Below are 22,587 nucleotides of genomic sequence, written 5' to 3' on the forward strand. Positions count from 1 at the left end.
GTGCGAGTTCTACTGCCTCATCAGTAGAGACCTTCGCCCTCGTTCAGCTTTTTAACCGCAAAGTTCACGGTCACGAGCAAGATGACATTAATGATGGAGTTGAACAGTCCCACCGCAGCGGAGTAAGCGTAATCTCCGGACTGCAAACCGATTTTGTATACGTAGGTCGGAATGATTTCCGAGGTCGGCAGGTTCATGGCCGTCTGCATCAGGTAAGCCTTCTCGAACCCGATCGACATAATCCCGCCCGCAGCAAGGATGAACACGATCGCCATAATCGGACGGATCGTTGGCAAATCGATGTGGCGGATCCGCTGGAGCAGGTTGGCGCCGTCCAGGTGGGCTGCATGATGCAGCTCCGGGTCGACGTTCGCAAGCGCGGCCACATAAATGATGGAAGACCACCCCGCTCCGGTCCAGATATCCGACAAAATATAAATCCACCTGAAATACTCCGGGCGCGACATGAACATGATCGGTTCATTGGTGAACCAGACGAACAGTTGATTGATCGGGCCTGTTGGCGACAGGAAGATGAACAGCATCCCGACAACGACCACAACCGAGATGAAGTTGGGAGCGTACAAAAACAGCTGAATGTTCTTCTTCACCCCCGCCCGGCGGACCTGATTCAGCATCAGCGCCAGCAGGATCGGCACGGGAAAACTGAAGACAAGCCCAAGCAAGCTTAATTTAAGCGTATTCATAAAAATAACTTCAAAATTGGGCGAAGACAGAAACTTGTCGAAATTTTTAAGCCCCACCCAATCGCTGCCCAAAATGCCTTTGATCGGGCTAAAATCTTTAAACGCGATCACCGCACCATACATCGGCCCGTACTTAAAGATCAAGGTTAAGATCAAGGCCGGAGCAAGCAGCAAGTAGAGAAAACCGTATTTCCGCAAATATTCCAAAAGGCTTTGTCCGCGAGTTTTTCCAGGCACTGTCTTTCTCTGTCCGCCCTTTATTATGCTTTGCAATTTTTTTCCTCCGTTCCCCCATTTAGTTTACATTTTCTTAACAAGTAAGGGCTTGCATAAATGACATTTGCTAATTGGATGCACCCTGTTTCATTTACAATTTATCAAAGCAAATCATTGAAGTCAATACAATTTGTAAAAATATTATTTGTGCATTTGCTAAATATATTGCCACTTTTATTTCACAAAAACGCTTGTTTATTTGAAAAAAATGATAATTCGACCGAATTCGGCAAAAAAATCGTACAATTCTTACGTTCTATCCTAGGCTGAGTCAACGATTTCATCTCATATCTCAGCGATTTATTTGACAATCACAAGTTTTATAATGTAAACAACAATTGTGCATATGTAAAATTAATGTTGCTATTTTTTTTGATCTATTATACATTTGAGAGAGAACATACATAATCAAACCGCTATTTATCGTAATTGCGGCTTTTCATAGAGGTGAAATAATGGCGAAGGAAAAAGTAACGATTCAGGATATCGCCGATGCTTTGGGGATTTCCCGCAACACGGCCTCCAAAGCGTTGAACGGGAGCGAGAGCATCCCGGCGGAAACGCGCAATAAAGTGATTAGAAAGGCCATTGAGCTGAAATACAAGCAGTTTGCATTTATGGACAGCGACAGTCTATTGTCCAAGAGTTCGGGCAACATTGCTTTGCTGACGGAGAACTTGCCGAATACATCCCATTTCGGCTCCACCCTGATCAGCGGTCTGGAAAAAAGAATCAGCGCCGAAGGCTACAACCTGTCCATCCATATTATCAGGGACATTGAGCAACAGACCTTATCGTTGCCGAACAATTTCGACGCAGCCAATGTGGACGGCATCATCTGCATCGAGTTGTTTGACCTGGAATACAGCAAGCTCATCACCGAGCTTGGCATCCCGACCATCTTTATCGACTGCTCGGCTTACGTTTGCTATCCAGATTTTCGTGCCGACGTGCTGCTGATGGAGAATGAACACAGCACCTATCAACTTACCAAGAAATTGATTGATGGCGGGTACAAAACTTTCGGATTCGTCGGCGATTATAACCATTGCCGAAGCTTTAACGAGCGATGGACCGGATTTAATCGTGCGCTGACTGAAGCTGGCATAACCCTTGATTTGTCCCAGTGCGTGGTTGACGACGACCGATTCTTCTCTCATCCCGAATGGATGGACGAGCGGATGGCCGGGATACCGCATCTCCCTTCTGTTTTTGTCTGCGCAAACGACTACATTGCTGTCAGTGTCATGAAGGCTTTGAAGAACAAAAAACTGTCGATTCCGCAGGATATCGCCATCTGCGGTTTCGACAACGGCCCCGAATCCGTGATTGTCGAACCTCATTTGACGACAGTCCATATTTTCAGCAACGAGATGGGGATAAAGGCAGCCGAAATGCTTCTCTCGCGGATTAACAACCCGAATCAACCTTATCAGGTTTCCCATATCTACACCAAGCCAATTATCCGGGATTCCACGCCGAATATCATCTGAGGCTCTTTCCCATTATACTTGAGGTAATAGAAAGGCCGCCCTTCAAGGGCGGCCCGGATGATCTGAACCCCCTTTCTTTATAAAGAGCGAGGGCCCATATTATTTGATGCGATTATTATTGATTGGTCAGCGACTCAATATCAATGAACGGTGTGGCGCCGCCTGTAACTTGCGGGAGCTTGCCGTCCCATTTTTCCAGCGCCTTCTCCTGCACTTCGATCTGCTTCAGCTGTACCAGCTCCGGCGTAACCTCCTGCTTCTTCAGCTTCAGCGCTTCTGCCTCGGCTTCGGCCTGAGCGATCTTCTGCTGCGCTTCAATCTGAATCCGCTTCAGGTCGTTGCTCGCTTTCAGCGCCTGCTGCTGAGCAACCTGCTTCGCTTCGATCGATTGGTTAAACGCGTCGGAGAACTTAAAGTTGACGATGTTAATTTCGTTAACGATCAAGTCATATTTGGCCAAACGGGAAGTTAAATGCTCGCTAATCTCCCCGGCAACCACATCGCGCTTGGCGATCAAATCCTCGGCTTGGTACCGTGCCGTCACCTCTTTGACGATTTCCTGCACAGCCGGGTTAATGATGACCGTATCGTAATTGCCGCCGATATTGTTCATCAGATTGTAGGCCGAATCCTTGTTCACCGAATAGTTGACGGCAACATGCGTCGAAACCGGCTGCAGGTCCTTGGATGATGCGGTCGTGTCCGTTTCCGTTTTGGTAACCTGCGTATTCACCTGAATGACGGTTTGAACAAACGGTATTTTGAAATGCATGCCCGGAGCCAAAATATTATCGTTTAACTTCCCGAACGTTTTGTACAAGCCGACATGACCGTATTCGACCTGCGCATAACTGTTGGATCCGACGATCAGGACGACGATGACGATGATGGCCGTAGAAATCCATTTCCCCACGGACATATTCCTCTTTGTTTGCTGCTGCGTACCTGTCTCCATATGAATCCCTCTCCCCTTAATATGTGGTCTAGCCGGACCGATTGACCGGCTAACTTTAATAAGTAATACGGAGAAGGCCGTCGCTTGGTGGCAAAAACTTGACAAAAGTGTGTCGGATTCATGTTAACCATCGTCTTCTACGTTCATCGAATACGGTCCCGCTGCCTTAAACCGCCGCAGAATGCAGCCCATCGCGTTTCCGGTGCTTCTTCCCGAACCGGGCGATCAAACCATGCTTCGGCGAAAAGAGCAACGCCAGCAGGAACAACATCCCGGCTACCGTTACCATTGAGCCGGCGATGGAAGCGTCCAGCCATTTGGCCGCATAGTAACCGCCGGCTGCGCTTATCGCCCCGATCAGCACGCTATAACCGAGCATTACACTCAACCGATCGGTCAGCAGATAAGCTGCCGAGGCCGGGATAATCAACATGCCGACGACCAGGATCGCCCCTACGCTCTCAAAAGAAGCCACCGTCGACAGCGATACGAGCCCCATCAGCAGATAGTGGAACAACGCAACCGGGATGCCGACTGCAGCCGCTAACGCGGGATCAAAGGCACATAGCTTAAACTGCTTGTAGAAGAGCAGGATGGCCGCGAGCACGATAAGCAGCGTCCCGCCCAGCATCCAGACGGCAACCGGCCCCATATCGTAGCCGTTCCAAATCCAGGTGTCCCATTGGACATAGGCGATTTCGCCGAACAACACGCAATCCAGGTCCAGGTCAATATGCGAAGCGTTCCGGCTGATCAGGATCACACCAACGGCGAACAGCGCCGTAAACACGATGCCGATTGAGGCATCGGATTGCAGGCCGCTTTGCTGCAGCGCCTGGATCAGGAACACGGTGATCAGCCCCAGCACGGCGGCCCCAATCAGCATCAGTAAGGAGTCCCGCGAGCTGCTGATCAGAAACGCGATGGCGATGCCAGGCAGCACGGAGTGGCTGATGGCATCCCCGACCATGGCCATTTTTCGCAATACCAAAAAGCAACCCAAAATTCCACACGTCGCCGCGACCAGCGTGCCGGTCAAAATAATCCAAAAATCGGCCATGTTATTCCGCTCCCCTCTCGGCTGCATTCACCGTGTTTCCAGCCTGCCGGATCATCGCCAGCTCCATCGGTTGCTGTATTTCGCTGCGGCTGCGCCAGCGGCGTATCCACTTGGCCAGCAGCCCCCGATTTGGCGCAAACACGGCGGAGACGAAAAACAAGGCGGTCGCCGCTAACACTGTCACCGGCCCAGTCGGCAGGTTCGACAAAGTGGAGCTGATCAGCGTACCGGTGACCCCTGACAGCGCTCCGAAAGCGCCGGCCAGCACGACCATCACACCCAGCGCGTCGGTCCAGTACCGCGCAGCAACCGCCGGGGTGATTAATAAGGCGGCTACCAGCACGACACCCACGGCTTGAATGCCCACGACAACCGCCACCACGGTCATCAGCAACAGCAACTGCTCAAGGAAGGCCACGTTAAGCCCCATGCCCCTCGCAAAGCCGGGATCAAAGCTCACCAGCTTCAACTCCTTAAAGAGCAGTGCGCATATCGCAATCAGCAGCACGGACACCGCACCCATCAAGTAAACGTCAGCCAGCATCATCGAAGCCGCCTGGCCAAACATGTATTTGTCGAGCCCGCTTTGGTTCCCGTTGCCGCTGTGCTGGATCTGGGTCAGCAGCACGATGCCGATGCCAAAGAACACCGACAATACGATTCCAAGCGCCGCGTCCTGCTTGATCCGCGTGTAGCGGGTAATGGCAGAGATGCCAAACGTCGCCGCCATCCCGGCGAGGATGGCCCCAAGCATAAACAGGCCCACCGATTTGACACCGCTTAGCATAAAGGCGATGCAAATCCCCGGCAGCGCGGCATGCGCTAACGCATCCCCAAGCAAGCTTTGCTTGCGAAGATAAGTGAAAGAGCCGATAACGCCGCTGCCCAAGCCGAGCAACAAAGATCCCATTAAGATCCATTGCAGGTTCGGATCCGTTATCCATTGCCATAATGTCGTTAGCATCGCATCACACCGTCCCCGCAGGCACCGCGCCGAAATCGGCCAGCATGGCAATCTTCCCACCGTAGGTCTTGTGCAAATTTTCCGGTGTAAACGTCTCCCCGGTAGGTCCGGCATCAATCAATTCACCGTTCAGCAGCAGCACGTGATCAAAATATTCCTTCACCGTGGATAAATCGTGATGCACCACCAGCACCGTTTTCCCTTGCTCCTTTAATTCGTGCAGCAGGGCAATGATCGCTTTTTCCGTGGTGGCATCGACACCGGCAAACGGTTCATCCATAAAATACACCTGCGCGTTTTGTGCCAAAGCCCGGGCCAGAAACACCCGTTGCTGCTGACCGCCGGATAACTGGCTGATCTGACGCCCGGCATACTCCGCCATCCCTACCTTCGCCAGACACTCCAGCGCGATTTGCCGTTCCTTCGCTCCGGGGCGGCGAAACCAGCCAAGCTGGCCGTAACGGCCCATCATCACGACATCCAGCGCATGGGTTGGGAAATCCCAATCCACCGATTCGCGCTGCGGCACATAGCCGATCAATTTGCGCTGCTCCCGATAGGATTTGCCATAGATGCGAACTTCACCGTCCAGGGTCGGAAGCAACCCCAGTACGGCTTTGAGCAGCGTGGATTTCCCCGCTCCGTTGGGACCCAGAATCCCAATCAACTGCCCCTCCGGGATGTGAAAAGAGACCGATCTTAACACCGGCTTTTTCTGATAAGCGACGGTTAATCGGTTGACTTCAAGCGGATAAACATTCATATCGGATCACCCTTCCTTGAGTTATTTCAATGCCTCAACGATCGTGTTGACATTATGACGGACCATCTCGATGTAGGTGTCCGCTTCTGAGCCTGGTTCACCCAGCGAGTCGGAATACAGCTCACCGCCAATTTTCACCGTATGCCCCAGCTCTGCAGCTCCGGCAATCACCGCTTCCATCGATTTGGTCGGAATGCTCGATTCAACGAATACAGCTTTGATCTTGTTCTCAACCAGGAAGTCCCGGAGCTTGGCGACATCCTTTGATCCGTATTCCGCCGCCGTACTGATCCCCTGCAGGCCCATCACTTGGATGCCGTAGGCATCTCCGAAGTAACCAAACGCATCATGGGCCGTAACCAGCACCCGGTCCTGCTCGGGAATTTCAGCGATCCGCTCCTTCACTTCCGCATCCAGCTTCTCCAATTCGGCGATATACGCCTCGGCGTTCTTCCGGTAGACGTCCGCATGGTCTGGATCATAGGCCGACAGCGTGTCGCGAATCGTTTGGGTCGCTGTTATCCAATGCCGGACGTTAAACCAGATATGCGGATCGTACTGCGTGCCCCCGGCATCCGCACCGGAGCGCAATTCGCTCGGATCAATGTCCTTCGACACCGCCACGGTCCGCTTCTTCTGCTCCAATTTCTCAAAAATCTCCGTCATTTTCCCTTCCAGATGCAAACCGCCGTAAAAAACAACCTCCGCCTTATCCAGCTTCTCGATATCCCCCTGCGATGCCTTGTATAAATGCGGGTCCACTCCTGGGCCCATCAGACCGGTGACCTCGACCTGCTCGCCGCCAACCTCCTGAACGACATCTGTGATCATTCCGATCGTAGCCACCACCTTGACTGGCGAATCATTAGCCGATGCGCGAACATGATCCGCCTGACCCTCTACTTTGGAACAAGCCGCCAATACGATTAACGCCAACACGCCCAGCGTCATTTTAGCCCTTTCAAACGGGCTTTTCTTAATCCTCATTTCGTCCATTACGCTTCTCCTCTCCTCGAACTTTACCTAATGTTGTACAAGTGAATACTTGTTTACTTGATCTCTTTTTGTTTTATTTATATAAAAAAGTTTCCTTAGGGCAAATTTTAATCAAAAGATTCCCAAAAAGCAAGAGGAATTTCCTCCGAAAAAAAAAAAGCCTGCTCATCGCGAGCAAGGCTTCGTTCAATCTTATGATTATTTCTTGGGGTTGCCGTCCAAACCGTATTCCCGATCGTACGCATCAAAAATTTTCCGGGCAACCGGTGCCGCGCTGTGAGCCCCAAAGCCCCCTTCGGGAATAACAACCGCCACCGCCAGCTTCGGCTTCTCCCTTGGTGCAAACGCAATAAACACGCCGTTATCCAACAACTTGTTCTTATAGGCTTGCTGGGAAGTCCCCGTCTTGCGCGCAAAATCGTACGGAAACCCACCAAAGGCGCTCACGTCGGTTCGCATCCCGTCGATGACTTCGTCCCAATAGGCGTCCTTCATCTTGACTTCATTTAACACCTTCGGCTCAAATTGCATCACCAAACGGCCTTCGGCATCGGTTATTTTTTGCACAAGTCTAGGTTGCATGCGCTTCCCCCGATTGGCTAGCGTCGCAGTATATTGCGCCAACTGCATCGTCGTATATTTGCCCTGCTGCCCGAAGGAAGCATAAGCCAAACGGGCCAACGCCGTTTCCCTTTCATCCTTATAATCCAAGATCCCCAAATATTCACCTGGCAAATCAATGCCCGTGGAAACGCCCAAGCCAAATTGTTTCATATATTCGTCCCAAACCTCAATCCCTTGGGTTCGATATTTGTTGTACAGCTTCTCCCCCACCATATCGACCATAAACGCATTGGACGAGAAGCGGATGGCATCTTTCGGATAGATGGAGCCGTAGACATGCCCGGAGGAATTTCGCACACTCGCTGAGTCGTTGCGGCCGAAATAGGCGATCCCGCGGTCGCTATATTTCGTTTTTGTCGTAAACAAACCTTCGTTTAGGCCGATTAACACTGACAGCGGTTTGATCGTTGATCCCAGGTACACCGTCGAGTCGAAATTATGGCCAGAGCGCCCGGAGGAAAACGGTGTGATCGTACCGTTTCGATAGTTTGACGAAATTTGGCTCCACACCTCTTCAGATACCCCGCCGGATTGCCATACATTCGTATCATAGTCCGGCATGCTGGCCATAACGATGACGTTTCCGGTATCTACTTCCATCGCCACGGCATAACCCGTTTTGGCATGAGGATGCACACTTCCGGATACGGGATTGTGATGGACCCACTCGATTTGATCGAGGATTGCCTGTTCCGCTGCTTGCTGTACGTTTTTATTTATTGTTGTATGCAGGTCATAGCCTTTTACCGGTGGGACGATTTCGGCTACGCCATTCGCCATGTTTCGCGGATCAATTGGAACGCGTTTATAACCGTTCTTACCACGCAGCTCTTGCTGATAATACAACTCCAACCCGTCGAAGCCGGCAAACTCCTCTTCCGTGTATTGCAGCGCCGGGTCTGCATCCCTTCGTTCCCGAATCGGCTTATACCAATCCAAATCGTAGGTGGATTGGAACTTCTTCAGGTAACCTACCGTCTGCACCGCTACCAAATCAGGATCATAATGCCGCACCGACTCCTCAATGATGTCTATACCAAGAAACCTGCTTTTTTGAGCAAGGAAATACGCGGTTTCTTGTTCAGTCAGATTGCTCTTGATTCGGCGTGGAGCAAACCCGCCGCTGCGGCGGAATTTCAAATCCATCGCATCCAGAATCTCTTCTTCCGACATCTGTGCGTTCGGATCGCCATACGTGTCAAACACCTTCTTCAGCTCTTTAGCCAGCGCCGCAGCTTCCGCCAAATTCGCTCTACCCGCTTCGGTCGTCGGATCGTAGTTACTTTTCTGCAAAGTCAAATATAAGGTTTGGATCGGCGTGGAATAGGCCAACTTCTCTCCCCCTGCGGCCAGAATCGAACCCCGGACCGGCGGCATTGGGACATCCCGGAACCTCATTTTCACCTCTTCCATGGAGATCGATGGTCCTTCGACAAACTGCAAGATGGCAAGTCGGATAATGATAAGGGTGAACATCGCGAAGGCACTGAAGAAAAACAGATTAAGCCGAATATGGAAATGCCGCCTTATGGAGGCTTGCTGTTCCTGAGGATCCTCGATGACGTATTTGTTCATCTTCATTTCCGCCTCCCTCGAAGTGATGAATCTTCCTTCCCATCAAAAAACGACCTTTTCAACATCTCTGCGAAAAGGTCGTTGCTGTCATTGGATTCAATTAAGGATTCGTTTGCTCGGTTTGATTCCCGTTTTGCTGTGAAGCGTTATTGTCTGTCTGTTGCTGATTTTGGTTTTTGGTCTTCTTCGGAACCCCGTCCAAGCCATATTCCTGATCATACGCATCAAAAATTTTGCGGGCAACCGGCGCGGCGCTGTAGGCACCAAAGCCGCCTTCCGGAATGACGACCGCTACCGCCAGCTTCGGATTCTCCCGAGGGGCGAAAGCGATAAACACGCCGTTGTCGCGATTGGCACCGTTAGCCCATTGCTCCGAGGTCCCGGTTTTTCTGGCAAAATCGTAAGGGAAACCCGAGAAAGCAAAGGAGACATCGGTCTCCATTCCTCCGATAACCTCGTTCCAATAAGCATTGTTAAACTTAACCTCATTTAGAACTACCGGCTTGAACTCCTTGACGATATTGCCGTCCGTATCGGTAATTTTGCTGACGAGATGCGGTTCCATGCGTTTCCCTCGTGTAGCCAAAGTCGTTGTATATTGGGCGAGCTGCATCGCGGTGTATTTCCCTTGTTGTCCAAAGGAAGCATAGACAAGCCTTGATAATGCTGTCTCCGATTCATTTGTATACTCCAGCTTGCCCAAATATTCATTTGGCAGATCCACACCGGTCGAAACACCTAGACCAAACTGCTTCATATAGTTGTCCCAGATTTCAATCCCTTTAGATCCGTATTTGTTGTAGAGCTTCTCACCGACCATATCGACCATAAAGGTGTTCGATGAGTGACGGATCGCGCCAGCCGGATCGATGGAGCCGTAGGCATGGCGTTGGGAGTTGCGGACGCTTGCGGAATTGTTTTTCCCAAAATATGCAATTCCTGTATCGTTATAATAGGTACTTGTCGTAAACAAACCTTCGTTAAGTCCGATTAACACTGATAACGGCTTAATGGTTGAACCCAACAAAATAACGGATTCCATGTTATGCCCTGACCGACCCGAACTAATCGGCGTGATCGTCCCGTTCTGATAGTTGGAAGAGATTTTGCTCCAATTCTCAGGAGACACCCCGCCGGATTGCCACACGTTGGTATCGTAGTCCGGCATGCTGGCCATGGCCACTACGTTGCCGGTCTCCACTTCCATCGCAACCGCGTAGCCAGTTTTGGCGTTGGGATGAACCTTGCCGGATACCGGGTGGGTATGAACCCACTCGATCTGGTCAAGGATCGCCTGCTCAGCGACCATCTGAATGTTTTTGTTGATCGTCGTATGGAGATCATGGCCTTTTTCCGGCGGTGTGATTTCCGGGATCCCGGTGGCCATGTTCCGCGGATCGATCGGCACGCTCTTGTAGCCGTTCTTCCCGCGCAGCTCGTCCTGATAGTACAGCTCCAGGCCGTCGTATCCGACGTCCTCGTTTTCCGTGTATTGCATCGCCGGATCATCGTTCTTCGCTTCCCGGATCTGCTTGTACTTCTCCAGCGATGTGGATGCCCCTTTAAACTTCCTGATATAACCGATCGTTTGCACGGCTACCGTATCGGGATCGTAATGGCGGATGCTCTCCTCGACGATGTCGATCCCCGGAAATTCACTTTTCCGTTCCAAGAAATAAGCGACTTCTTCAGGTGTCAAATCGATTTTGATTCGGCGCGGCGTAAACCCGTTATATTGCCGGTAATCAAGGTCCATTGCCTTGATGATTTCCTCTTCCGTCATTTGGGTCTCCGGCGAACCTAATCTATCGAAAACCTCCTTCAGCTTCTTGGCCAAAGCCAAAGCTTCCGGACGATTGGCTTTTCCTTTATCCGTGGAATTGCTGTAGTCTTTCTGCAGCGTGATATACAGCGATTGAACCGGCGTGGAATAGGCCAACTTCTCGCCCCCCGCTGCATAGATCGTTCCACGGGTTGGAGCCAGCGGCACGTCCTTGACGCGCAGGTTGCTCTCCTGTTTGGATAACGTCGGGCCTTCTACAAACTGTAATATGGCCAAACGTACGATGATGACGGTAAATATGGCAAAAGCACTAAAGAAAAACATGTTTAGCCGAATGTTAAAATGGCGTTGCATTGCGATTTCTTGTTCTTGCGGATCCTTCGCATAAGTGCTTTTCAAGGCGTTTCCCTACTTTCTTTCCCTTAAATCCTCATTTCTTGAAGTCAACTACTCTATAGTACCATAACGAAATAAGGGGCGGTGAAGTTACGCCCCCTTTCCAGCATTTTTTCCGCATGATTTGCGTGCCGAATCGCACGACCCAGATCCCATGTTGCCCGGTTTTTTCCGCAGCCAAGGCTCAAATCAGCTTATTGGGGACGTGGGTTTCGCTGAACGCCGGCGGATTAAACCAGTCGCCGCTTTTGGCCCAAGTCGAATCCAGCGGAATCCAGGCGTTTTTCTCTGACAAATAAACCTCGTTCCAGGCATGAGGACCGTACCCGCCTTGCCCGTCGTATCCAAGTCCGGTCACGACCTTCACCTGAAGCCCAACGGTTCTAGCCATGACGGCATAGAGCCGGGCATAATCGATGCACACCCCGCGTTTCGTATCAAACGTCATTTGCGGTGTTTGCTCATGCCAGATGCCTTTTTCCTCATAGTCTTTCACTTTATCGTAATCGTATGACACCCGGGTTCCAACCCAGTCGTACAACCGCCGGGCCTTCTCTTCATCCGTATCGGCCCCTTTGGTGATCTCTGCTGCAGCCAGCTCAATGGATTCGGGAATGTTAGCATCAATGACTTCGTATTTCTGTTGAAGGATGCTGCCAAGCTCTGCTTCTACGCTGCGCGTGAATACCGGTAGCTTCTCCTTGATCAAATTGCCGGTAAGCGGCTCAATGACCGTTCTCGCCCCTTGCTGGTAGACCGGCGAGGCTTCCACGTAACGGCTGAACCCGCTGTTCGGATACAACGTCACAACAATAAACAACATGGCGATCAGCATCATACATCGCGCCGCACCAATCACCGCGCCGATCCCGGCGCCGGCCAAACGGCTCAGCAGCGAAGCCGGACGGTCCCCGCCGGAAAACAGCCAGCCGAACAGACCGCTCCCCCCGCGAACGAACAGCATCGCAAAACCCGCCAAGGTACGTATGATCCAATAGAGCAGAAGGAAAACGACGGCAAATCGCATCAGCGGAAAATCCCGTACCGCCATGACCAGCATGTACAGAACCTGCTCCCACTGAGCCAGCTCCCGATCCGGCAGCGGCAGCTCCGTCAACCAAGTCTGAACCTTCGGAGATAACCACATCGTTAATGGGATGGCAATCGCAATGCCAACCAGCGATAAGACGCCGCCGCTTAATAGCGTGAACAGACGGCCTGCCGAGCGGGAGGCTCCGCGCACCAATCCCTGCAGCACCGAGCCGAGAAGCACGGCAAGCAGCAGCACCGTGATCCAGTTATATTCGCTTAGCGTTTGCAGCAATGTCGTCATGTCCAGCTTCATAAGCTCCTCCGTCAATCTAGGTGTAAGTTGTATTTTTCTTAGGGTTATTGAGAATTCCGTTTCGCTTCCTGGATAAATGCCTCAAGCGTGTCGTTCATCGACCATTCGCCCAACGAAACCCCGCGGAACGATACTTTCACTTTATCGCTGCCCGCTTGTCCGGTAACCTCCAGATTCGGGGTCGTAATGGTAAACGAACCGTCCGGATTTTGCGTCATTTGGGCTTCCTTCGCTTCATTTTTCATCATGTTCAACGCTTCAGTTTTACTGATGTCGAGGGCTTGTTCCTTCACCGTTGCTACCGCATCCCCGATATCCTTAAGCGTGATGCCGCTGTAAATCACGATAAATGCGGCGATGATCAGCACCAGCGCCCATTTGACGACCGTTCTTACAAAATTCAACACAAGGAAGAGAATGACCAGCGCTACGACGATCACCAGCCAATTTTCTTTCAGAAATTCAGTCCATACTTGTACATCAAACATGATGAATCCTCCATAATTAGATTTTCCATGATTTTTGATTTCTGCATTTTGATTCTAACCCATTATACATGATGGCCCAAGACCATGTCAGCTTAACCCCCAATCCCGCGGATTTCAAGCATTTACGCCGAACCACATCTTCGTTCTACTTCGTGATGGAAAGCCGCAAAGGCTTTTCATCACCGAGAAGGTTGGATGAAGCTTGGATCGAGTAGCTGAGCGCAGCTGCCTGGGGGTAATAAGTTCGTCCTGGGGAGCGTACAAGTAATACTAACGTTCATTCTACGCAAAGGAGGGGCGACGCGTGAAAATCGCCTTCTGGCTGTACTTCTTTATGTTTCTGGCTTTCTTCGATCTGCACGCCCAGTACCCGATCCTAACTCCGTTTGCCTTGTCGCTGGGAGCCGCGCCGACGTTTATCGGCTGGATGATGGGGATTTATGCGCTGACGCATCTGCCGGGCAACCTGCTCGCCGGCCAGGGCGTCGACCGTCACGGCAGCAAGCCGTACATGATCTTCAGCCTGGTGACTGCCGGCGGGGTTCTGCTGCTTCAAGCCCATGTAACGGAGCCTTGGCAGCTGCTCGTGCTGCGCTCCATCAGCGGTTTTGTGCTCGCCTTCCTGTCCCCGGCCTGTCTGGCGATGCTCGCCTCGCTGTCCAAAAATCCGGTACAGCAAGGTAAGCTGATGGCCGGTCACGGGGTGATGCATACCGTTGCTTCCGTCGTGTCACCGGCCGCCGGCGCTTTCCTTGTCGCCCAATCCGGCTTTTCCATCGCCTTTCAAATGCTGGGCTGGCTGTTGATCTCGACGGGCATCATTGCCATTTTTACGATCAAGGAGCCTCCCCGTTTGGTTGCGGAAGGTCTGGCCAAATCGGGCTCTGTGAAGTCACGGGTACCGGTGAAGATCAATGTGATCCCTTTGCGCTATTATGTGCTGCCGCTCGCCGTCGCCTGCTCCCAGGGCATTTTGTTTTTTGAACTGCCGCTGCAAGCCGGCGGAGCCGAGGGGATCATGAATACAGGCTTCTATTTTTCCATTATCAGCTTAGGGGCGCTGGTCACGCTGTCGATGTTATTTTTGAGCCGTTATTCCCCTTATTTAAGAGCCAGCATCGGCGTTCTGGGGATCGCCTTATCTTTCTTTGCCCTGGCCGCATTTGAGTTCATTCCGCTTCCCGTCGTGCTTGTGGTCTTAGGGATGGCTAAAGGGGTCGTGTACCCGGCCATAGCTTCGTTGTTTATCGATTTAAGCGGCGGAAAACGGCTGGGTACCGTGTTTTCACTGCAATCGATCGCCATGTCGCTGGGTTCCTTTATCGGCCCGATTGTCGCGGGAGCGATGCACGGCAGCTATTCCCCTTACTTCTTAGCCTTTTTCGTGCTGATGCTTGCCATCATCATCGTCCCGCCCAGAAAGTTCACCGCAACCCTGCCGCCCCCAGTTGGCGCGGGCACCGGACACCACTGATCCATGTCCTTTTAAGCCTACGGGACAAGTGCAACGGATTTTTCATCCAAGGTTAGGCTGCCGCACAGGGCACATGATAGGGTCCTACATAAGATAATCGTGTAGTAACCGATCATGTTTGAAAGCGGGGTGAACATGAATGGGCGGCATTGACAATTGCGGACCGGGCCCGGTGGTTCCTGGCTATGGATTCTGGACAACGACGGGGACGATCCTCGTGTTGTACATCTTACTGGTAATCATCCTCCGTGCTCCTTTTTATTAATTCTTGCAATCGCTACTGACCCCTGCACACCGGTCTGCCCTCGGGCAGGCCGCTTTTGTTTATGGGGTTTCTAAAGTACTAAATTTCCATAATGTTCCGAAAAAGATGAACCCTTCCCTCCTTTGTTAACGTAACTAAAAATAGATCAAATTTTAGGGAGGGCTCTAGTTGAAGAAGAAACGAAACGCGATTTTTGCCATCATTCTTACGCTTACGCTATGGTTGCCTGGAGGTGCTATGGCAGCCGAGGCGCCGCCGACCAACACCGCACCGCAGGGATTGGAGGAAATCGCCGCCGCAAAGGCCGCATTGCTCACCGATACTTACGGAACAACCAGCGTTCAGTACGCTCTGGTCGACCATGGCAAGCTCATCGTTTCGGGGCAAGCCGGCAAGAACGATCCTGAAGGAAAGATCCCGCTGACCTCTGAAACGATGTACGGCATCGGCTCCACCAGCAAAATGTTTACGACCGCTGCGGTCATGAAACTGGTCGATCAAGGCAAAATCAACCTCGATTCGCCGTTGGTGAATTATATCGCGGAGTTTAAGATGAAGGACGAGCGGTACAAGCAGATCACGCCGCGCATGCTGCTGAACCACTCCGCAGGACTACAGGGATCCAGTCTTGCCAACGCGTTTTTGTTCGAAGACAACGACCCTTATGCGCATGATACGCTGCTTGACCAACTGGCCAATCGATCTCTGAAGGCCGACCCAGGAGCGTATTCCGTGTACAGCAACGACGGGTTTACACTGGCGGAAATTTTAGTTGAACGCGTCAGCGGGATGGATTTTACTGACTTTATCCACCAGGAATTCACCGGACCGCTGGGCATGAAGCATACGCTGACGCCGCAGGATGGTCTGGACTTTGGCAAGCTTGCCGCAATCTATGCACCTGGAAGTCCAGAGCCATTGCCGAAGGAAACGGTGAATGTGATTGGGACGGGCGGCGTTTACTCCACCGCCGAAGACCTGGTGAAATTTGCCGATTTGTTTACGGGCGAAGCGGACAGCATTTTGTCCAAACAAGCCGCTAAAGTGACGGCACAGCCGGAATATAAAAGAGGAATCTGGCCTCAGGATACCGACAACAGCTTTGATTTTGGTTTAGGCTGGGACAGCGTAAAACTGTTTCCTTTTAATGAATACGGCATCCAAGCATTGGCCAAAGGCGGCGATACACTGATGTATCATGCTGAACTGGTCGTGTTGCCGGACCACCAAATGGCGGCGGCGGTTCTCTCCTCTGGGGGCTCCAGCTCGCTGAACCAATTGCTAGCGAACGAACTGCTGCTCCAAGCGTTGAAGGAGAAGGGCACAATCACGGAGTTTAAGCCTGCCAAGTCCTTTGGTTCGCCGGAACAAGCTGACATGCCTGAAGAGCTCAGGCAGTTTAGCGGGTTCTACGGGGCAACCAACCAGCTGTTCCGCATCGATGTTGCAGATGGTGAAATCCAAATCACATCCCCGTTTGCACCTGGCGAATCGTTAGGACTTCCCAAGCTTGTTTATACGAAAGACGGCACCTTTGTCAGCGAAGACGGCTCACTGAAGGTCAGCTTCGTGAAGGAGAAGAACGGGCGCACCTATCTATGGCAAAGACAATACGCCACCGTTCCTGAATTAGGTCAGCTCGCGCTTAATCTGTATTCCGCGGAGAAATTGGAGGAAAACGCCATTTCACCGGAAGTTGAGGTAGCCTGGAAGCAACGCGATGGGAAAAGTTATTACCTCGTATCGGAAAAATACAGCTCGATGGCTTACTTCATGATGTTGCCGGTCGTTCAAGTGAACCGTACGGACAGCTTGCCCGGTTACGTGATGGACAAACAAATTACGGGCCCTGATACGCTGATGGGCAAACATCAGGTTCCAACGACAGGCAGCCGGGATTCCGCAGAATACCGCTTCTTTACCCAAGGCGGAAGCGAATATTTGGAGGCCGCCGGCTCCTTGTACCTCAGCGGCGATCAAATCCAAGAGTTGTACCCCGGCAAGAAGTCCACGGTGACCTTGCAGCCGTCTGAGCAAGCCCGTTGGTTCACCATTCCGGCGAAAGCCGCTGGAAAGACGATCACCGTAGATCTGCCAGCCAAGGCATCCTTTGCGGTTTATGACGCCGCCGGGGCTTGCGTGAACTTCTCGGTGGCCAGCGGCAGTAACCAAGTGAAACTGCCCGAGAACGGAACCATCGTGTTTATTGGCGATCCAGGCATGCGTTTTGGCATTGAATTGAACTAATCGATAATACTTGTCCTTATTTTCTTATCTAATTTCTAGCAGTTTTGCATGAAGTCCCCTCCCGGGTATAAACTAGAAGCGTAACGACCCCAGCTTGGAGGTTTACGCTTTAGCCCGGAGGGGATTTATTTTGCCAATTAGCATTATCGTGGAAGGGAAGAACGACCGCAGCAAGCTGCGGCGCTTATTAGACGAAGAAGTCCGCATTTATTGTACGTTTGGTACGTTAAACACTGAGAAGCTGGAGAGCTTGCGCAAGAAGGTCAAGGATGACGAGTTGTTTCTGTTCCTCGATAACGATCCTTCCGGCAAACGGATTCGCGGCGTACTTCGGGATGCTTTTCCCGATGCGGAGCAAATTTATACAAGACGGGGATATGCCGGAGTCGAAGGAACGCCCGATGAATACCTGATCACCCAATTAGAAAAAGCCGGGCTGGAGGAATACATTGTCTATCCCCCAACACCGGCTTCCTATGACAAGTTTTGATCGCGAAGTGAGTTACTCCTTGGCGAGGCTGATCACACCCGCAGCGATTTCATCCGGCGTCGCCTCCGGCCGGTAAATTTCCCGCAGTTGGCCCTTACGGTCTACGAGACCGATGAGATCCATATGCACGAAATTCCCATCCGCATCCTTGTCGATCAGAATTTTAAAGGAGTCCATCGCCAGGTCGATCGTCTTCTGCTGATCCCCGCGCAGGAAATACCAGCCGGAATAATCCGCTTTGAATTTATCCCCAAACGCCTTGATGTTCTCCAGCGTATCACGTTCCGGATCAAACGTGATCGAGACGATCGAAGCATCTTTGCCGAACAAGCCTTTCTCTTTCAAAATATCCTGTACTTGGCTCAGCCGAAAGGTTGTGATCGGGCAAACGTCAGGGCAGTTGGCGAAGAAGAAATAAAACAGCCGGACTTTGCCATTCGTATCCTGCAGCGTCACCGTCTTGCCGTCTACGTTCTCCATGCTAAAATCCGCAACAGGACGGATCACCGGAAGCTTAGGCTTCGCATACGTATCCCAGAGCAGATAACCGGCTAGAATCACGCAGATGGCCAGCAGAATCCATGTCCATTTATATTTCTTCAAAACCGCCATTCCCCATCCCCCTAATTACAACCTTACCGTATCCAAGATCATCACGATTAAAGCAATCGTTAAATAGTTCACTGAGAAAATAAATACCCGTTTCGCCCAAGCGTCGTTATCCTTAGCCCGGAATCCCTGAAGTGCCATGAGCAGCCAAGCTACCGACAGCAGGCAGCCGATGATGAGGAACCAAACGCCCGTATAGCCGTAGGCATACATCAAAATCGGAATCGGAATCAGCAATGCAAGATAAGGGATCATCTGCAACTTCGTGCGCGGAATGCCCTTCACGACCGGCAACAGCGGGAAGCCAGCGGCCCGGTATTCCTCGGTACGGCGAATCCCCAGCGCCCAGAAATGGGGCGGTTGCCAGAGGAACAACAGGGCGAACAGCATCCAAGTTCCCAAATCGATCCGTCCCGATGCCGCAACATAGCCAATGACAGGCGGCATGGCGCCGGAGATGGCACCAACCGACGTACTCCAGGTCGAGCTCCGCTTAAGCCACAGCGTATACACCACCACGTAGACAAACATCCCTACCGCACCAAACAACCCGGCCAGCAGACCGGAGAAAATAAACAACACTGAAAGGCCCAGCACTCCCAAGATGACGGCATACCATAACACCGTCTTCGGAGCCAGCTTCCCCGTGGGGAGGACGCGATTCTTCGTCCGGGCCATCTTCGTATCCATCTCCCGGTCGAAGTAATTGTTAAAGACACAGGACGATGCCATCACCAGCGTCGTCCCCAGCAACATGACAATTAATTGAATATAATCAAGCTCCCAGCGGGAAGCCACCCAAAACCCGGCAAACGCCGCAATCAGATTCGAACGCAAAATGCCCGGTTTCGTTAAGGCGATAAAATCTCTCCAAGTCGCCGTCTCTCCCGGAGGAGTAGGTCTCACGGACAACGCAGCGGATTCCGAAGAAGCCTGAACACTTAATGGTTTGTCCACGCGCGATTCATTCCTCCTATATTTGAAATAAAGTTCAGTTTAGGTTTAGGTTTAGGTTTACCTCTATTGATCATTCATAAAACGTTCAACGTTTTTACCCTTACGCTATAAACTTTATCATATCAAAACCCTGAAATGTTTGACAATCGATGGAATATCGCGCATTAACTATGACAATTTAGTGACACAATTAGCCGCCGGGCGCAGCCGGCGGCTTTCTTTCAAAATATCGTTTATTTTCCGACAAACCCCATCAGGCGCTGAACATCCTGCAGCGTTTTCTCAGCCATTTCGGAAGCGCGCTCCGCCCCTTGGCGCAAGATGCTGCGCAGCTCGCCCGACTCGCGGATTTCACGGTACCGCTGTTGGAGCGGCTCCAGCACACTGACGACCACTTCGGCCAAGTCTTTTTTGAACGGACCATACATTTGCCCTTCATACCGCTGCTCCACTTCTGCGATAGTCAGTCCCGAGCATTGGCTATAGATTGTAATCAGGTTGCTGATCTCCGGTTTCGTCGCCGGATCGAATCTCACTTCGCGTCCGGAATCGGTCGTTGCCCGGCTGATCTTCTTACGGATTTCGTCCGGCGTGTCCAGCAAAGCGATATAGCTGCCTGGGTTCGGATTGCTTTTGCTCATTTTCTTGGAGGCATCATCCAGCGACATGATGCGTGCCCCAACCTCAGGAATGTACGGCTCCGGCAGCGTAAAGTATTCGCCAAACCGATGGTTAAACCGTCCTGCTAAATCACGGGTTAATTCCAAATGCTGCTTCTGGTCATCCCCAACCGGTACCAGGTCAGCGTTATAAATCAAGATGTCCGCCGCCATCAAAGCAGGATAGACGAACAGCCCAACCCCAACGGATTCCTTCCCGGCCGATTTGTCTTTAAATTGGGTCATTCGTTCAAGTTCGCCCATCGAGGTGAGCGTCGTCAGCAGCCATCCGAGCTGGGCATGCTGCATCACATGGGATTGCAGATAAACATTTGCTTTATTCGGATCGATACCGGCCGCGAGATAAAGCGCCGCAACCGCTTCGGATTGCTCCGTCAATGCTGCCGGTTCCTGCGGAACGGTGATCGCGTGCAAATCCACGATCATAAAGTTGCAGGCATGATCATGCTGCAGCTCCACGAAGTTCTTAATAGCCCCGATGTAATTGCCTAGTGTCAGTTTGCCGCTGGGCTGGATGCCAGATAATACTCTCTTCATGACGAAAATTCCTCCCTTTGATTCAAATGCTGCATGAGTAAGACCCCGGTTTTGGTAAAATGCAAAAAGGCCCCACGCCCGCAAGGGACGTGAGACCGTGGTGCCACCCTTATTTGCTGATGGTTGGAGCATTGGGGTTCGCGGTCAGCTTAGACGCGATGCCTCAACAAGATCAGCCTTTCCAATCCGTAACGTGGATGACCCGGCCGGCCTACTGACAACAGGCTCGCCGCCTCTTGCGTTCAACCTGGCGCTCCGAGGCCCATTCGGCACAAGCTCCTTCACCGGTTCGCATCAACCACCGGCTTTCTGCAGAACGGAAACTTCGCTTACTTCCCCTCATCAACGCTTTCTCGTTATGCCTATCATCATAAATAACACCAGCGGTGGTGTCAAATCTATTTTTCGTCTTACGCAAAAAGTGTTATGATTAGTCTAGCTTAAGGAACTGATTATGTGGGAAAAGGAGCAACGATATGAAAAAGGTGACCAAAGGGCAATGGAACGGTTACGATACGTACATCTTACATAGCCGCGAGCTTGAAGTCACGCTGCTACCTCGCCTAGGAAATAACGTCATTCGTATATGGGACAATGTCCAGCAGCGCGATGTGCTGCGTCATCCAGAAGAGAACGAACTTGATTTCTACCTGCAGAAGCCATATCATTTCGGCATCCCGCTCTTAACTCCCCCCGGACGCATTCGCAGAGGGAAATTCACGTATGCCGGGCAAGAATATCAATTTGATCGCAATACGGCAAATGACAACCACATCCACGGTCTGCACCGTACGCAAAGCTGGTGCGTGAGCGATATCGAAGAAGACGACGAAGGCTGCACCATCACAACGGAATTCAAAACCTCTGACGATCCAAATTGGATCCGTCAATATCCTGAGCCCTTGAAGCTGGAAATGACGCTCAGACTGCAAGGGGCAAGATTAACGCAAACCTTCAAAATTACGCACCTGGGTCAAAACCCGGCCCCCTTCGGTTTGGGGTTGCATACCTGGTTTCGAATTGACGGCGAGCCTGGGCGCTGGAAAGTGAAGTTGCCGGTGACGGAGCTTTACGAATTGGACGAGGAGAACATTCCTAACGGAAAGACCGCTCCGCTAGGGATATGGGATGCGTTAAACTCGGGCATGAATCTGCAAGGCGTGAATTGCGATACGATGCTGCGAATCGGAGATAAGCCGGTCGAAGCGTTGATGCTGCGCGACGACGGCTATGGCCTGCGCTACGCAGCGGATCCTGAGTATTTTAAATTTTGGGTGATCTACTCCAAGGGGGAAGCGGATCAATTCTTCTGCATTGAACCATACACTTGGTTGCCGGACGCTCCAAATTTGAACCTTCCCGCCAGTGAGACCGGGCTGATCGAATTGACGCCGCAACAAACGTTGGAATTAAATCTTTCCCTAGAAATGATCTATCCGAATACCGGTAATGATAACGAAGCTTAACCTTTTTCAAAATTTCCGCCTTCCGTTGGAAGGCGTTTTTTTCGTGATAACAAATCTTCTCGGCGAGAAGAAATAATTACCACTGCCATAGCTTTGAAGCTCCCCGCATATTTTGCACCCTACGAACCATACTAACATCACAAACGCCAAAGGAGGTGACAAACATGGCAGGTCAAAGCCGCGGAAGCCGTAATAACCTTATTGTTCCTCAAGCAACTGCTGCGCTGCAACAACTGAAATTTGAAGCAGCTCAGGAATTGGGCGTACAAATTCCGCAAGACGGTTACTATGGGAACTATACTTCCCGTGAAACCGGTTCTCTTGGGGGCTATATCACGAAACGTTTGGTTCAAATGGCGGAGCAGCAATTGTCGGGTCGTTCGAACCTGTAACTTGCATCCTCCCATTACCCTCTATAGAAACAGGCGGTCTGCTTA

At 51.5% G+C, this 22,587-nt stretch carries 19 protein-coding genes and 1 other annotated feature; of the genes, 6 read left to right on the top strand and 13 right to left on the bottom strand.

The features are described from left to right. Positions 1–20: 20 nt before the first annotated feature. Entirely contained in the window at positions 21–944 is a 924-nt protein-coding gene (locus U9M73_RS13405; RefSeq protein WP_407673927.1) for an ABC transporter permease, read from the bottom strand. Between the two features lie 494 nt (positions 945–1,438). Here U9M73_RS13405 and U9M73_RS13410 point away from each other — a divergent pair, with 494 nt between their 5' ends. After that, the gene (locus tag U9M73_RS13410) at positions 1,439–2,476 is read left to right on the top strand and encodes a LacI family DNA-binding transcriptional regulator (RefSeq protein ID WP_323077674.1); all 1,038 of its coding nucleotides are present in this window, start codon (positions 1,439–1,441) and stop codon (positions 2,474–2,476) included. Positions 2,477–2,591: 115 nt separating this feature from the next. On the opposite strand, the gene U9M73_RS13415 is transcribed toward U9M73_RS13410, so the two are convergent. The 9 genes from U9M73_RS13415 to U9M73_RS13455 all read right to left on the bottom strand — a co-directional run bounded on the left by U9M73_RS13415 (position 2,592) and on the right by U9M73_RS13455 (position 13,425). Further along, positions 2,592–3,395: a prohibitin family protein gene (locus U9M73_RS13415; protein WP_323079134.1), complete on the bottom strand. Its 804-nt coding sequence runs from the start codon at positions 3,393–3,395 to the stop codon at positions 2,592–2,594. A gap of 202 nt (positions 3,396–3,597) precedes the next feature. Then, positions 3,598–4,491, bottom strand: a complete 894-nt coding sequence (locus tag U9M73_RS13420; protein WP_009224758.1) for a metal ABC transporter permease — start codon at positions 4,489–4,491, stop codon at positions 3,598–3,600. 1 nt (position 4,492) lies between these two features. Beyond that, positions 4,493–5,455 carry a metal ABC transporter permease gene (locus tag U9M73_RS13425; protein WP_260070551.1) on the bottom strand — a complete coding sequence of 321 codons (963 nt, stop codon included), beginning with the start codon at positions 5,453–5,455 and terminating at the stop codon, positions 4,493–4,495. A gap of 4 nt (positions 5,456–5,459) precedes the next feature. Then, on the bottom strand, positions 5,460–6,218 hold the full coding sequence (locus tag U9M73_RS13430) for a metal ABC transporter ATP-binding protein (RefSeq protein WP_009224756.1): 759 nt from the start codon (positions 6,216–6,218) through the stop codon (positions 5,460–5,462). A 21-nt stretch (positions 6,219–6,239) separates the two neighbouring features. Beyond that, entirely contained in the window at positions 6,240–7,214 is a 975-nt protein-coding gene (locus U9M73_RS13435; protein ID WP_009224755.1) for a metal ABC transporter solute-binding protein, Zn/Mn family, read from the bottom strand. A 198-nt stretch (positions 7,215–7,412) separates the two neighbouring features. Continuing rightward, entirely contained in the window at positions 7,413–9,413 is a 2,001-nt protein-coding gene (locus tag U9M73_RS13440) for a peptidoglycan D,D-transpeptidase FtsI family protein (protein ID WP_407673982.1), read from the bottom strand. 100 nt (positions 9,414–9,513) lie between these two features. Further along, the gene (locus U9M73_RS13445; protein ID WP_050769742.1) at positions 9,514–11,550 is read right to left on the bottom strand and encodes a peptidoglycan D,D-transpeptidase FtsI family protein; all 2,037 of its coding nucleotides are present in this window, start codon (positions 11,548–11,550) and stop codon (positions 9,514–9,516) included. A gap of 226 nt (positions 11,551–11,776) precedes the next feature. Continuing rightward, on the bottom strand, positions 11,777–12,937 hold the full coding sequence (locus U9M73_RS13450) for a transglutaminase domain-containing protein (protein WP_260070552.1): 1,161 nt from the start codon (positions 12,935–12,937) through the stop codon (positions 11,777–11,779). A 44-nt stretch (positions 12,938–12,981) separates the two neighbouring features. After that, the gene (locus U9M73_RS13455) at positions 12,982–13,425 is read right to left on the bottom strand and encodes a hypothetical protein (RefSeq protein WP_009224751.1); all 444 of its coding nucleotides are present in this window, start codon (positions 13,423–13,425) and stop codon (positions 12,982–12,984) included. 304 nt (positions 13,426–13,729) lie between these two features. On the opposite strand from U9M73_RS13455, the gene U9M73_RS13460 reads away from it, so the two are divergent. From U9M73_RS13460 to U9M73_RS13470, 3 genes are all read left to right on the top strand, one after another. Beyond that, positions 13,730–14,899, top strand: coding sequence for an MFS transporter (locus U9M73_RS13460; protein WP_009224750.1), 1,170 nt, complete (start codon positions 13,730–13,732; stop codon positions 14,897–14,899). Positions 14,900–15,332: 433 nt separating this feature from the next. Continuing rightward, a complete protein-coding gene (locus tag U9M73_RS13465; protein WP_323077679.1) occupies positions 15,333–17,411 on the top strand; it encodes a serine hydrolase domain-containing protein in 2,079 nt (692 codons plus the stop codon). 130 nt (positions 17,412–17,541) lie between these two features. After that, on the top strand, positions 17,542–17,901 hold the full coding sequence (locus U9M73_RS13470) for a toprim domain-containing protein (RefSeq protein ID WP_323077681.1): 360 nt from the start codon (positions 17,542–17,544) through the stop codon (positions 17,899–17,901). A 12-nt stretch (positions 17,902–17,913) separates the two neighbouring features. Here the strand turns inward: U9M73_RS13470 and U9M73_RS13475 are convergent, their stop codons facing one another. From U9M73_RS13475 to trpS, 3 genes are all read right to left on the bottom strand, one after another. After that, positions 17,914–18,513 (bottom strand): SCO family protein, encoded by a 600-nt coding sequence (locus U9M73_RS13475; protein ID WP_009224747.1) that lies wholly within the window; start codon positions 18,511–18,513, stop codon positions 17,914–17,916. 15 nt (positions 18,514–18,528) lie between these two features. Next, positions 18,529–19,467, bottom strand: coding sequence for a heme o synthase (gene cyoE, locus U9M73_RS13480; protein WP_009224746.1), 939 nt, complete (start codon positions 19,465–19,467; stop codon positions 18,529–18,531). A 233-nt stretch (positions 19,468–19,700) separates the two neighbouring features. Continuing rightward, positions 19,701–20,684 carry a tryptophan--tRNA ligase gene (gene trpS, locus U9M73_RS13485; RefSeq protein WP_009224745.1) on the bottom strand — a complete coding sequence of 328 codons (984 nt, stop codon included), beginning with the start codon at positions 20,682–20,684 and terminating at the stop codon, positions 19,701–19,703. An 80-nt stretch (positions 20,685–20,764) separates the two neighbouring features. Further along, positions 20,765–21,039 (bottom strand) — a binding site (T-box leader). Positions 21,040–21,160: 121 nt separating this feature from the next. Between trpS and U9M73_RS13490 the strand changes: the two genes are divergently transcribed. Continuing rightward, positions 21,161–22,150, top strand: coding sequence for an aldose 1-epimerase (locus U9M73_RS13490; protein WP_323077683.1), 990 nt, complete (start codon positions 21,161–21,163; stop codon positions 22,148–22,150). A 164-nt stretch (positions 22,151–22,314) separates the two neighbouring features. Continuing rightward, the gene (locus U9M73_RS13495) at positions 22,315–22,542 is read left to right on the top strand and encodes an alpha/beta-type small acid-soluble spore protein (protein ID WP_009224743.1); all 228 of its coding nucleotides are present in this window, start codon (positions 22,315–22,317) and stop codon (positions 22,540–22,542) included. Positions 22,543–22,587 lie beyond the last annotated feature (45 nt).

Origin of the sequence: Paenibacillus phoenicis, from assembly GCF_034718895.1 — a bacterium.
In the GTDB taxonomy this organism is placed as follows: Bacteria; Bacillota; Bacilli; order Paenibacillales; family Paenibacillaceae; genus Fontibacillus; species Fontibacillus phoenicis.

Coding starts and splice junctions, on each gene's coding strand:
- trpS (WP_009224745.1), bottom strand. CDS start 20,684: ATGAAGAGAGTATTATCTGGCATCCAGCCCAGCGGCAAACTGACACTA.
- U9M73_RS13495 (WP_009224743.1), top strand. CDS start 22,315: ATGGCAGGTCAAAGCCGCGGAAGCCGTAATAACCTTATTGTTCCTCAA.
- U9M73_RS13430 (WP_009224756.1), bottom strand. CDS start 6,218: ATGAATGTTTATCCGCTTGAAGTCAACCGATTAACCGTCGCTTATCAG.
- U9M73_RS13455 (WP_009224751.1), bottom strand. CDS start 13,425: ATGTTTGATGTACAAGTATGGACTGAATTTCTGAAAGAAAATTGGCTG.
- U9M73_RS13425 (WP_260070551.1), bottom strand. CDS start 5,455: ATGCTAACGACATTATGGCAATGGATAACGGATCCGAACCTGCAATGG.
- U9M73_RS13450 (WP_260070552.1), bottom strand. CDS start 12,937: ATGAAGCTGGACATGACGACATTGCTGCAAACGCTAAGCGAATATAAC.
- U9M73_RS13490 (WP_323077683.1), top strand. CDS start 21,161: ATGAAAAAGGTGACCAAAGGGCAATGGAACGGTTACGATACGTACATC.
- U9M73_RS13410 (WP_323077674.1), top strand. CDS start 1,439: ATGGCGAAGGAAAAAGTAACGATTCAGGATATCGCCGATGCTTTGGGG.
- U9M73_RS13420 (WP_009224758.1), bottom strand. CDS start 4,491: ATGGCCGATTTTTGGATTATTTTGACCGGCACGCTGGTCGCGGCGACG.
- U9M73_RS13475 (WP_009224747.1), bottom strand. CDS start 18,513: ATGGCGGTTTTGAAGAAATATAAATGGACATGGATTCTGCTGGCCATC.
- U9M73_RS13440 (WP_407673982.1), bottom strand. CDS start 9,413: ATGAACAAATACGTCATCGAGGATCCTCAGGAACAGCAAGCCTCCATA.
- U9M73_RS13435 (WP_009224755.1), bottom strand. CDS start 7,214: ATGGACGAAATGAGGATTAAGAAAAGCCCGTTTGAAAGGGCTAAAATG.
- U9M73_RS13445 (WP_050769742.1), bottom strand. CDS start 11,550: ATGCAACGCCATTTTAACATTCGGCTAAACATGTTTTTCTTTAGTGCT.
- U9M73_RS13415 (WP_323079134.1), bottom strand. CDS start 3,395: ATGTCCGTGGGGAAATGGATTTCTACGGCCATCATCGTCATCGTCGTC.